Source organism: Paenibacillus oryzisoli, assembly GCF_050467285.1.
Classification (GTDB): Bacteria; Bacillota; Bacilli; order Paenibacillales; family NBRC-103111; genus Paenibacillus_E; species Paenibacillus_E oryzisoli_A.
The window spans coordinates 238,107-249,740 of sequence record NZ_JBCMUN010000004.1 but is presented as its reverse complement, the minus strand read 5'-3'; the positions used below and the strand labels follow the sequence as shown (position 1 = coordinate 249,740).

12 protein-coding genes are annotated in these 11,634 nt (G+C 53.4%); 10 read left to right on the top strand and 2 right to left on the bottom strand.

Translation table 11 applies throughout. From position 1 onward, the window contains the following. The first annotated feature begins 115 nt into the window (after nucleotides 1-115). From ABE504_RS05820 to ABE504_RS05805, 4 genes are all read left to right on the top strand, one after another. Nucleotides 116-844 (top strand): lytic transglycosylase domain-containing protein, encoded by a 729-nt coding sequence (locus ABE504_RS05820; RefSeq protein ID WP_430085726.1) that lies wholly within the window; start codon nucleotides 116-118, stop codon nucleotides 842-844. A 156-nt stretch (nucleotides 845-1,000) separates the two neighbouring features. After that, a complete protein-coding gene (locus ABE504_RS05815) occupies nucleotides 1,001-2,185 on the top strand; it encodes a cysteine desulfurase family protein (RefSeq protein ID WP_430085724.1) in 1,185 nt (394 codons plus the stop codon). Then, nucleotides 2,182-3,399 (top strand): tRNA uracil 4-sulfurtransferase ThiI, encoded by a 1,218-nt coding sequence (thiI, locus tag ABE504_RS05810; protein ID WP_430085721.1) that lies wholly within the window; start codon nucleotides 2,182-2,184, stop codon nucleotides 3,397-3,399. The genes ABE504_RS05815 and thiI overlap by 4 nt, the downstream gene beginning before the upstream one ends. A 29-nt stretch (nucleotides 3,400-3,428) precedes the next feature. Next, nucleotides 3,429-4,094 (top strand): TerC family protein, encoded by a 666-nt coding sequence (locus ABE504_RS05805; protein ID WP_430085719.1) that lies wholly within the window; start codon nucleotides 3,429-3,431, stop codon nucleotides 4,092-4,094. Nucleotides 4,095-4,152: 58 nt separating this feature from the next. Here the strand turns inward: ABE504_RS05805 and ABE504_RS05800 are convergent, their stop codons facing one another. Continuing rightward, on the bottom strand, nucleotides 4,153-5,382 hold the full coding sequence (locus ABE504_RS05800; RefSeq protein ID WP_430085716.1) for an MFS transporter: 1,230 nt from the start codon (nucleotides 5,380-5,382) through the stop codon (nucleotides 4,153-4,155). A gap of 185 nt (nucleotides 5,383-5,567) precedes the next feature. Between ABE504_RS05800 and ABE504_RS05795 the strand changes: the two genes are divergently transcribed. The 5 genes from ABE504_RS05795 to ABE504_RS05775 all read left to right on the top strand — a co-directional run bounded on the left by ABE504_RS05795 (nucleotide 5,568) and on the right by ABE504_RS05775 (nucleotide 9,209). Beyond that, nucleotides 5,568-6,050 (top strand): hypothetical protein, encoded by a 483-nt coding sequence (locus ABE504_RS05795; RefSeq protein WP_430085713.1) that lies wholly within the window; start codon nucleotides 5,568-5,570, stop codon nucleotides 6,048-6,050. Nucleotides 6,051-6,214: 164 nt separating this feature from the next. Further along, a complete protein-coding gene (gene typA, locus ABE504_RS05790; protein ID WP_430085710.1) occupies nucleotides 6,215-8,056 on the top strand; it encodes a translational GTPase TypA in 1,842 nt (613 codons plus the stop codon). A 144-nt stretch (nucleotides 8,057-8,200) separates the two neighbouring features. Beyond that, nucleotides 8,201-8,476 carry a YlaH-like family protein gene (locus tag ABE504_RS05785; protein ID WP_126143189.1) on the top strand — a complete coding sequence of 92 codons (276 nt, stop codon included), beginning with the start codon at nucleotides 8,201-8,203 and terminating at the stop codon, nucleotides 8,474-8,476. A gap of 26 nt (nucleotides 8,477-8,502) precedes the next feature. Further along, entirely contained in the window at nucleotides 8,503-8,931 is a 429-nt protein-coding gene (locus ABE504_RS05780; RefSeq protein ID WP_430085707.1) for a hypothetical protein, read from the top strand. Then, entirely contained in the window at nucleotides 8,928-9,209 is a 282-nt protein-coding gene (locus tag ABE504_RS05775) for a hypothetical protein (protein ID WP_430085704.1), read from the top strand. Before ABE504_RS05780 ends, ABE504_RS05775 begins: the two co-directional genes overlap by 4 nt. 419 nt (nucleotides 9,210-9,628) lie before the next feature. Here ABE504_RS05775 and ABE504_RS05770 read toward each other — a convergent pair whose 3' ends face one another. Then, complete coding sequence (locus ABE504_RS05770) at nucleotides 9,629-10,168, bottom strand: YhcN/YlaJ family sporulation lipoprotein (protein WP_430079978.1); 540 nt, start codon at nucleotides 10,166-10,168, stop codon at nucleotides 9,629-9,631. 118 nt (nucleotides 10,169-10,286) lie between these two features. Here ABE504_RS05770 and ABE504_RS05765 point away from each other — a divergent pair, with 118 nt between their 5' ends. Further along, nucleotides 10,287-11,618, top strand: coding sequence for a PhoH family protein (locus tag ABE504_RS05765; protein WP_430085701.1), 1,332 nt, complete (start codon nucleotides 10,287-10,289; stop codon nucleotides 11,616-11,618). Nucleotides 11,619-11,634: the final 16 nt, after the last annotated feature.

Sequence of the window (11,634 nt, the reverse complement as noted above, 5' to 3'; positions counted from 1 at the left end):
AATCCCCCGTCTTACTCTACTGAATGGATGCGGTCGGCTGTCGTTTTTCGTTGTCTTAAGGGCACAAAACGTGTACAATGAAGGGTATGAGACTTGATGAAACGAGGATGGCGAAATGAACGGCGTGAATGGGACGAACAGTGTGGACCCCAGAGTCATGAAAGAGCTGCTCCAGCTGCAAATACTAAGCAAATTAAGCTTATTTTCCGACGACACTTCGTCTTCCGTAACGAACGATGACAGCGATTTTGGCGCTTTGCTTCAATCTCTGATGGGACAAGGCGGCGACACCGATCCGACCATGGCCGCGCTTGGCGAAGTTGATGATGGAGCGATATCCGATCCGCTAAGTCTATTGGGCCGTTCTTATAACCCGCTTGCTTTGCAGGGGATGACGACTGCACTGCCTGCTGCGCCAGCTGCTTCGTCAACCGCTTTTGACGGGCTGATTCAATCCGCCAGCCGGAAATACGGTGTGGATGCTTCTTTGGTGAAAGCTGTGATCCAGCAAGAATCCTCCTTCAACCATCAAGCGGTATCTTCCGCAGGGGCGAAGGGGTTAATGCAGCTGATGGATGCCACGGGTCTCGGGCTTGGCGTAACGAATCCATTTGATCCTACGCAAAATGTAGAGGCCGGCACGCGATTCCTAAGCGGGCTGCTCAAAAAATATGACGGCAACGAAAGCGTAGCCCTTGCAGCTTACAATGCAGGTCCGGGGCGCATTGATCGACTCGGCATCCGGACCGACCAGGATTTGCGCGACAAGCTGCATCTGCTTCCTGCGGAAACGCAGGCGTACGTATCGAAAGTGTTAGGCTATCGGCAACGTTTTTCCTCTTAAGAAGAAGGCTGATTTCCGCGAGATGAGGGCGGGAGTCAGCTTTTTTGTTGGAAAAGCACTTGAGTTATCGCGCGATTTAAGCTTTAATGTTGTAAGACGTGTTTACATAACCCGGCGATCGAGGTCGGTCAGCAGCTAGAAGGGGATTTGGCAGCGATGCTTTATATGGATTATGCGGCAACTTCGCCGCTATATAATGAAGTCGTAGATACGATTGCGGAAGTGATGAGGCGTTATTACGGCAATCCGTCTTCGATTCACCGACTGGGCGTGGAAGCGGAAAATGTGCTGAAAAGTGCGAGATCGCTTCTGGCGTCTTCGCTTGGCGCGGAACCTTCGGAGATTATTTGCACCTCCGGCGGGACGGAGAGCAATAATTTGGCGATCAAAGGCATAGCCTATGCCTATCGGCATCGGGGGCGGCATCTCATTACTACCGCGATTGAACATCCGTCGGTTCAAGAAGCGTTTGCACAGCTGGCGGAGGAAGGCTTCCGCGTGACGGTGCTGCCGGTTACGGCGGATGGCTATGTGAGACCGGAAGATGTGCAAGCCGCGATCTGCGAGGATACGATTCTCGTCAGCGTGATGTATGTGAATAATGAAGTGGGCACGATACAGCCCATTCAGGCGATTGGCCGGCTGCTTGCGGCGTATCCCAAAATCGCTTTCCACGTCGACGCCGTGCAAGGCTTCGGCAAGCTGCAGCTGCACCCGAAAGCGTGGGGCATCGATCTGGTGAGCGCTTCCGCGCACAAGTTTCGCGGCCCGAAAGGCGTGGGCTTCTTGTACTGCCGCGAGGGGCTGGGGCTGCGGCCCTTGCTCGCGGGCGGCGGCCAGGAGCGCGGCGTACGCTCCGGCACGGAGAACGTGCCGCTCATCGTCGGCATGGCCAAGGCGCTGCGCCTTACGTTGGAGGGGCAGGCGGACAAGCTGGCGCATGTAAAGCGGCTCAGCCGCCAGCTCACTGCGGGGATCTCAGAGATACCTGAGCTGGTCGTCACTTGTCCGCAGGGCGATCCGGAGCGAATGGCTGCGCATATTGTGCATTTTACGTTTCCGGGCATGAAAGCGGAAGTGGTGGTGCATGCGCTCGAACAGCGCAGCATCTTCGTCTCCACGAAGTCGGCCTGCGCTTCTGGAGAATCGGAGCCGAGCGATGTGCTGCTGGCAATGGGACGGCCGCGCGAGCAAGCCATTAGCGGGGTGCGCGTGAGCTTGTCGGATACGCATCAAGAGGCGGATATTGTGCTGTTCCTGAAGGAACTGCAAAGCATTGTGAAGGAGCTTTCTCCGATGAGAAGCGGCGGTTCAAGCAGAAGGGGGAAAGGGCAGCAATGAGACCGGATTGTTACATCTTGCGATTTGGCGAAATGATGCTGAAAGGGAAAAACCGCAGACGGTTTGAAGACAGCGTTATGAAGCAAATTCGCAAAGTTTTGAGCGGGTGGCCGGATGCGAGGTATATTCTCGAGTTTGGACGCGTATATGTGGAGCTAGGGGATCAGACGGCTTATGATGGGGCGCCTGCGCAGCTTCAGCGCGTGTTTGGACTGGCTTCGTACAGTCCCGCTTATCACGCGTCGATGGACGTGGAAGCGATTCAGGCGAAAGCGCTGCAAATTATGCAAGCTTTGCCCGTAAAGCCTGAAACTTTTAAAGTGACGGTTCGTAGAGTGAATAAGGCTTTTCCGCTGGATTCGCAGCAGATGAATTACCATGTTGGCGGCTATGTGCTTGAGGGGATGCCGGGTCTGAAAGTGGACGTCCGCAATCCGGAGGTTGAACTGCGCGTCGAGATTCGGGAAGACCGCGTTCTGCTGTATGCGGAAGTGATTCCCGGCGCTGGCGGCTTCCCGGCCGGTACGAATGGACGAGCGCTGCTTATGCTTTCCGGGGGCATCGACAGTCCTGTTGCCGGCTGGATGGCGATGCGGAAAGGACTCGCGATCGAAGCGATTCATTTTCACAGCTATCCGTACACGAGCGAGCGCGCCAAAGAGAAGGTCATGGAGCTTGCGCATCAGCTTGCGGGGTACACGAACCAGATCAAGCTGCATCTGGTACCGTTCACGGAAGTGCAGACGTCCATTCATGGGGCGTATAGGGACAACTTGCTGGTGACGCTGATTCGCAGAGCGATGTACCGGATCGCGGAAAAGATCGCCGAGCGCGAGGGACTGGGCGCTTTGGTCACCGGCGAAAGCCTCGGACAAGTCGCGAGCCAGACGCTGCCGAGCCTGCAGGTCATCGGCCGGGCGGTTACGCTGCCGTTACTGCAGCCGCTCATTATGATGGACAAGCAAAGCATTATCGAGCACGCAGAAGCGATCGGCACCTTTCCGATTTCGATTTTGCCGTATGAGGATTGCTGCTCCTTGTTCTTGCCACCGTCACCGAGCACGAATCCGAATCTCAGGGTCGTCGAAAAGATTGAGCATGCGATGACGTTCCTGCCGGAACTGCTGGACAAGGCGGCGCAGGAGACCGAGACGATTACGATTGTTCATGGCAAATGGAAACCGAACGAGGAATCGCACGCTCATTTATTTTAAACCAATCGCTTTAGGGGGCTTTGACTGCTATGCTTGATGCATTGCTGCTTTTTTTGCAAATTATGTTGATTAATATCGTGCTCAGCGGGGATAATGCGGTCGTCATTGCGCTTGCCAGTAAAAATTTGCCGCTTGAGGACCGAAAGAAAGCCATCTGGTGGGGAGCCTTCGGGGCAATTGCGCTCCGGCTCGTCTTAACGCTGGTGGCGGTCGCGCTGTTGGACATCCCGTTCATTCAGGCCGGTGGATCGATTCTGCTGATGTATATCGCGATTAAGCTGCTTACCGATGATGAGGACCATTCTGATGTTAAGCAGGCAAGCTCGCTCGGCAAAGCGGTTTGGACGATTATCGTGGCTGACTTTGTTATGAGTCTGGATAACGTGCTCGCGATCGCGGCCAAAGGGAACGGCAATACGACGGTGATCATTTTGGGGATTGGACTTAGTATCCCGATTATTATTTGGGGAAGCACGATGGTCATGAACCTGCTGCACAAATTTCCGATTCTTGTGTATATCGGCGCGGGCATTCTCGGGTACACGGCTGGGGAAATGTTTGTGAAGGATGAGAAGATGATCGATTGGTTCCTGCACGATTACGAATTCCTGCATACGTGGATTCCGATTCTCGCGGCAGTGGTCGTGATTTTGGTCGGGGTGCTGACGAAACTGAGCAGGAAGAAAAAAGCGTAGTAAAAGAGAGACGAGATGTTTTTAATCTTGTCTCTCTTTTTTTGCGCGGCCGCGCCGGCTATCGCGGCTTCTGCCCGGAGGACGCTCTGGCTCTGGACAGTTTCTGCGCGTGCAGCCAAAACGAGCTGCCGTAAGCGACCAGGAACAGGACGATAAGTCCTGTGGATAGGCGGTACATCACGGCGTAGCTGCCGATGGCGTGCGCGATGCCGCCGAGGAACATGGCGCCAAGGCCGATGCCGAGATCGTTCGCGGAGAAGAACGTACCATTCGCTGCGCCGCGCCGATAAGGGGCTGCTCGTGCGATCGTCCACGCCTGCAGCGCCGGCTGCAGCGAGCCAAAGCCGATGCCGTAGCAGAGCGCGGCCCCGGCGAGAGAGGCGTTCGAATGGGCGTAGGAGAGCAACCACAGCCCCGTGCAAGTAAAGACGGCGCCGGGGATGAGCACCCAAGCCCGGCCTTTTCGATCGAACAGCACTCCGGTGAGGGGGCGGACGACCAGCACCATGGAGGCGTTGCAGAGAAAGAAAAGCCCGACGTTTGGGATACCGGCTTCTTGCCCATACAAGGTAATGAAGGTCACGATGCCGCCGTAGCAGATGGCGGTCAGCAGCAGCAGCGCCGAAGGCAGCAGTGCGGTTCGCTCCCACAGCCGGTCGGTGAAGCGCTGCACGGCCTGTTCGGATGCGCCGAATCGCGGCCGCTCGTAGCGGATGAAGACCGAGCAGAGCACGGAGAGCAGGGCCAGCCCGGTGGAGACGAGCAGGACGGTGTGAAAGCTGTAGGTCTGCATCACCCACAAGCCGGTGAGTGGGCCGCTTGCCATCGCTAATGTGTTTGACAAGCCATAATAGCCCATGCCTTCGCCGCGGCGCTCCGGCGGGATAATATCGGCGATGACTGTACCGAGGGAGGTCGTCGAAAGTCCCCAACCGATGCCATGAACGAAGCGGGCAGCGAGAATAAGGGCGGCTGCGGCGAGGAACGAATAGCCGGCGATGGTCAATGTGCAGATGGTCAGGCCGACCAACAGCACATGCTTGCGGCCTAGCAAGTCCAGCGCCCGGCCTGCAAATGGCCGGGTCAGCAAGGAGGAGATGGTGAAGATCCCAATCACCAAGCCGATCTGAACTTCATCGCCGCCAAGCTGGGATAAATACGTGGGAATGGTCGGAATCAGCATTTGAAAGCTGAAGAAAAGCAGCAGGTTAGCTAGTGACGTGATGACAAAAGCTTTGGTCCAAAGCGGCTTGCGCTGTGCTGTAGGCGTATTAGCGGTGTGTTTCATGCATCCTCCAAAGTGCTGCGAATGGCAGAATCTGCGCGCGCTAGGAATTGTAGCGGGAACCGCTTTTAGTATGTCCAAGGGAGCGGCACCACCTAGCAATTTCTCGAGAAGTAAGCTACACTGTTTGTAAAAGAGTGTCGATTTGCGCGCTCTTTTCTGATCTGTCATGCGGGAGGAGATAATTCATGGCAAGAAATCGGTATACGATCGGCATTTTATTTATCGCGGTGGCTGTCCTGCTGCTTCTGGGCAAGCTGGGCGTGTTCCATCTGCTGTTTTCCTTCTTTTGGCCGCTGGTTGTGCTGGTGCCGGGCTTGTTGTTTCATTATTTTTATTTCAATCGCACGCTGCCTGCAGCGGTATTGGTGCCGGGAGGCATCCTCACGACGTATGGCGTGATGTTTTTTTATTGCAATATTTTTGGCTGGGGCGCTATGAGCTACTTGTGGCCGGGCTTCATTCTGGGCATCGCGATCGGTCTTTATGAACTGTATTTGTATGACCGAGGCAGCGACCGTTCGATTTGGATTGCAGCGCTCGTGCTTGGCGTGCTGTCTGCTGTGCTTTTTGCCATCACCTTACTCGTAAAACTTGGGATTTATATTATCGCGCTGATTCTCGTGATTGCCGGGCTGGCGATGATTTTCCGTAAGCGCAAACTTTGGTAAAGCAGCCAACCGGACCGTAAAAGTTTTGTATAGATGCGGTTTTACCTTGCATAAAGTCGAACTTCTGCGTATAATAAGTTTAAATGTCAAGCGTCGGCGCTTTTGTCCGACGCTTATTTTGTGGACAGAGACGAAAATTTATAGGGTAGAGAGGGTTTGAATTCATGCACGCAAGAGAAAAGCTTCGCAACATCGCGATTATCGCACACGTTGACCACGGGAAAACAACACTCGTCGATAAATTGCTGCAACAATCCGGAACGTTCCGCGACAATGAAGCGGTCCAAGAGAGAGCAATGGACTCCAACGATCTGGAAAGAGAACGCGGCATCACCATTTTAGCCAAAAACACGGCCATTAATTATAAAGATTTCTTGATTAATATCGTCGATACGCCTGGGCATGCCGACTTTGGCGGCGAAGTAGAGCGGATTATGAAAATGGTAGACGGCGTGCTGCTCGTCGTGGACGCATTCGAAGGTACGATGCCGCAAACGAAATTCGTATTGCGCAAAGCGTTGGAAAGCAACCTGAAGCCAGTTGTTGTCGTGAACAAAATTGACCGTCCGAACGCCCGCCCTGCGGAAGTTGTGGACGAAGTGTTGGACTTGTTCATCGAGCTCGGCGCTTCCGATGAGCAGCTTGATTTCCACGTCGTGTACGCTTCCGCTCTGCAAGGAACGTCCAGCTTGGATTCGGAGAAGCAGGATGCCAACATGGAAGCGATCTACGAAACGATCGTCAACCACATTCCGCACCCGACGGAAGATACAGAACAGCCGTTGCAATTCCTTGTAACACTGATGGATTACAATGAATACTTGGGCCGTATTGGCGTAGGTCGCGTCAACCGCGGCAAAATTCGCCAAGGTCAAAGCGTTGCAGTCATGACGCGCGAAGGCGGTATGAAGCAAGCACGGATCGAGAAGCTGTTCGGCTTCAATGGTCTCAAACGGATTGAAATTGAAGAAGCGGGCGCAGGCGACATCATCGCCATTGCCGGCATCAAAGATATTAACATTGGGGAAACGGTCGCAGATCCTGCGAATCCGGAAGCTCTGCCAGTTCTGAAAATCGACGAGCCGACACTGCAAATGACGTTCCTCGTGAATAACTCTCCGTTCGCAGGCCGCGAAGGGAAATGGGTTACATCGCGTAAGCTGCGCGACCGTTTGTTCAAAGAGTTGGAAACTGACGTTTCCCTGCGCGTGGAAGAAACCGACAGTCCGGATGCGTTCGTCGTTTCCGGCCGCGGCGAGCTGCACTTGGGCATTTTGATTGAAAATATGCGTCGTGAAGGCTTCGAAGTGCAAGTTTCCAAGCCGGAAGTTATCATTCGTCAAATCGACGGGCAAAAAATGGAGCCAATCGAGCGTCTGATCATTGACGTGCCGGAAGACAGCATGGGCGCTGTTATGGAAAGCCTCGGTTCCCGCAAAGCGGAAATGGTCAACATGATCAACAACGGCAGCGGCAACGTCCGTCTGGAGTTCCTGATCCCGGCGCGTGGTCTGATCGGCTACAGAACGAACTTCCTGACGCTGACACGCGGCTACGGCATCATGAACCATGCGTTTGACAGCTATGGTCCGTACCTTGGCGCTAACGTAGGCGGACGTCACGAAGGCGTGCTCGTTTCCAGCGAGACGGGCGTATCGACGTTGTACGGTATTTTGTCCGTCGAAGATCGCGGCATTCTGTTCGTTCATCCGCAAACGGAAGTATACGAGGGCATGATCGTTGGCGAGCATACGCGCGATAACGACATCATCGTGAACATCTGTAAAGAAAAAGCGGTCAACAACATCCGTTCTGCGAACAAAGAAGAAACGGTCAAAATGAAAACTCCGCGCATCCACTCCTTGGAGCAGGCGCTGGAGTACTTGAACGACGACGAGTATTGCGAAATTACGCCAAAATCCGTTCGTCTGCGTAAGAAAATCTTGAACAAGAGCGAGCGTGAGCGTGCGGAGAAGCACCGCAAGATGGCGGAAGCGAACGCATAATCGCTGTCACATGATGTTCAAAAATAGGGAAATGCCGGCATGCGTGCCGCATTTCCCTTTATTTATTTCGCTATTTGAGAGATAATGGGGACTAGGATTGTTTTTATCACGAGAGAGAAATGGAGTGTTCCGGCGTTGGGTGCTTTGAATGAATGGTTGGCCAATCACTTGCTGATTACATATTTGCTTATTTTTGTCTTCATGTCGTATGTCTATAATAAAGTGTTTCGCACCCGCAAGCTGCCGGTGCTGAAAGCGGCTATTGTGTATGTGCTGATGGCGATCGGCTCCGTGATGCTGCTTGTATTCCAAATTGTCGGCTTGCCGATTGTGCTCTGCCTGACGGTGGCGATTGCGCTAATGTTCCTGGTTCGCGTTCGTTATTTCATCGAGAAGCGCAGCGGCAATCGGCCGACTTAACGAGATTGCACTGAAAGGGGCTAGGGATGACCGCCTACTGGTTTACACCGATCACGCACTACGAACCGCTTGTATTGGGCACGGAGCGTCTTAGGTTGGCCGATGACGAAGCGCTGGCTGCGCTGCGCACATGGGCGGGCGCCCGGCATCCCCGGCTGCTGCCGATGTTCAAGGCGAGTCTGTTGCTCAGTGACGAGGAAGACTACTGCGGCTCAGACGACGCAGAATTTGTTCTAAGCGCGGAGGGGGCGATTGTGTTTGATGGAAAGCCCTTTCATTTGTCCCACTGCGCAGAGGCGTTTCTGGACCGTCTGCTGACGCGCCGGGAGGTGCTGGAGCTGCTGGCGGCTGCGAACGATTGGTCGAAGGAGCATGGAGAGTTGATTCAGCTTTGGCGGCAATGGGCGGAAGCGGGCTATGACCTTGTACTTTTCAGAGAGGACGGGATGGGATGAAAGAGCAGGATGCTTTTTTCAATTGGCTGCAAATGCACATTGTAGCGGAAGCGCGGCCCGACGATGGGGCAGCGAAGGAGACGCTTGATTTTTTCCAAGTGATTTTGACGGAAGATCACGGAGTTACTGAATTGGACGTAGAGATCACTGAGTCGAGTGACCTTGCCATCATCCGCTATGTCCAGCGGGGGGAAGCAAAGACTGTGCAATTCGATTTGGAAAGCGCGGCAAAGCTTCTGGAAGACATCCGATCCAATCCAGTATACAACAATCAATAGCATCGCTGTCATGCTTGTGAGGGCCTCCATTGGAGGTCCTTTTTGCTTAACGGGACATATCTTCGCCGCGGCGACGTAAACTTATATATATCCGCCATTTCAACATGAAAAAAAAGGAGTGCATACGCCGAATGAAAATAGATACATAAGGGTGGAACGCTTGCCACCGGCTATGCTATACTGTAAGTGTAAGGAGCGTTTTCATCCCCTATACAGGAGGCGCAAACGTTATGGACGATCACCTAACAGGTCTACTACCTCAGCTATGGACGACACATGGCGCCGTTATGTTCCTCAAACCGAATAGGATCGAGCTTGCTGATGCCGGGTTTGCGCGTTTTTACTCGGGCAAGTTTTTGATGCGATAAAAAAAGCCTTGATCTGCGTATGCAGACAGGCTTTTTATCATCTTTCCCGACTTATCGCGCACCGGTATCGCGGTTAGCATTGTTCGTTTCAACATCGCGCGGCTCTCGAATGTCGCGGGGCAGCTGAGGCATGACGCGCCCAACGATGTCGGCCATTTGCTCGGCAAAGCCTGTTACGGGTCTTCCAGCCCGAATGTTATCCCGGATGTTGCGCAGGCGCTGGTCTAAATCCATGTCGGCTGTCACGATCGCATTTACGCCATAAGGATCTTTTTTGAGCGCTTCGGCGACCGAATATTTCACGGTACCGACCTTGGAGCGATCGAGATCCTTCTTAATGTTAATGCCGACAACCGCTGTATTGCCGAAGACGACGCAATGCGCACTTTCAACTTGTGGGATAGAGCTTGCCAAGTTTTCCAAACGTTCTGCAACGGCCTTCGGGTCCTTGATCTCAAGCTTCTGCGGAGCGATTTGTTGAACTTTGATTTGCTTTTGATTCGTATCTTGAGAGGAGGCACCACTTTTCGGCGCTTGGCTGCAGCCTACCGCGAGGGTAGCAATCAGTAAATAAACCCCTATTAGTCTCACCAGAATCGATCCTTTCTTCCTTTGCATTCGCGCTTAGTTTGTCCTGCGCGGTTAGGTTGTATGTATGTATAAGCATATAACCAATGATCTAACGCCAAATCTGGGAGGGGACACACCAATGAAAAAAATTTACGTGCTGGATACGAATGTACTGCTTCAAGATCCGAATGCTTTGTTCGCATTTGAAGATAATGAAGTGGTCATACCCGCCGTGGTGTTGGAAGAGATCGATTCGAAGAAACGAAATGCGGATGAAATCGGTCGAAATGCGAGGCACGTCTCGAGACTGCTGGATGGCTTGCGGGTAAAAGGAAACTTATCCGACGGCATCACGCTCGAGCACGGCGGCAGCATTAAAGTGGAGCTCAACCACCGCAGCTTTGCGAAGCTGCAGGATACATTTGCCGAACTAACTAACGATAATCGCATTCTTGCGGTTGCGCTCAATTATCATTTGGAAGAGCAAGAAAACGAACAGCCGCGCCCTGTCGTGATCGTCAGCAAAGACACGCTTGTGCGTATCAAAGCCGACGTACTCGGCATTCCTGCGCAGGATTATTTGACGGATCGCATAGTCGCCCAAACTGACATGTACACCGGCAATATTACGCTCTATGTGCATCCTTCGATCATCGATGAATTTTACACGTATCGCTTTCTGAATGTTACATCTTTGAATCTCGGCTATATGCTTCACCCGCATGAGTTTGTGATTCTGAGGGACGAACTTGGCTCCTCCAAGTCCGCGCTGCTCAAGGTGACACCGGATGGCAAGAAGCTGGAACCGCTGTACATGAGCAACGACCCGATCTGGGGCATTGCCGCCCGCAACGCTCAGCAGCGCATGGCGCTCGAGCTGCTGCTCAATGACGACATTCCGCTGGTGACGCTCACCGGTAAAGCGGGAACAGGGAAGACGCTTCTCACGCTTGCGGCAGGTCTCATGAAAATCGAAGATGACCGCAAATACAAGAAGCTGCTTATTGCAAGACCGGTCGTGCCAATGGGCAAAGATATCGGGTATTTGCCAGGGGAGAAGGATGAGAAGCTGCGGCCGTGGATGCAGCCGATCTACGACAATCTCGAGTATCTGTTCGATACGAAGAAGCCGGGAGACATTGAGAAAATACTGGCCGGGCTCGGCAGTATTCAAGTCGAGGCGCTGACGTATATTCGCGGCCGTTCGATTCCAGGCCAATTCATTATCATCGACGAAGCACAGAACTTGTCCAAGCACGAGGTGAAAACGATCGTGTCCCGGGTCGGAGAAGGCAGTAAGATCGTACTGTTAGGCGATCCGGATCAAATTGACCATCCATACCTAGATGCGTCCAGCAACGGTCTCACCTATGTGGTCGAGCGCTTCAAGCAAGAAGGCATCAGTGGTCACGTGACGCTGGAGCGCGGCGAACGCTCGCATCTCGCTCAGCTGGCCGCCGACCTGCTGTGAAAATGTAGAAAAGCCC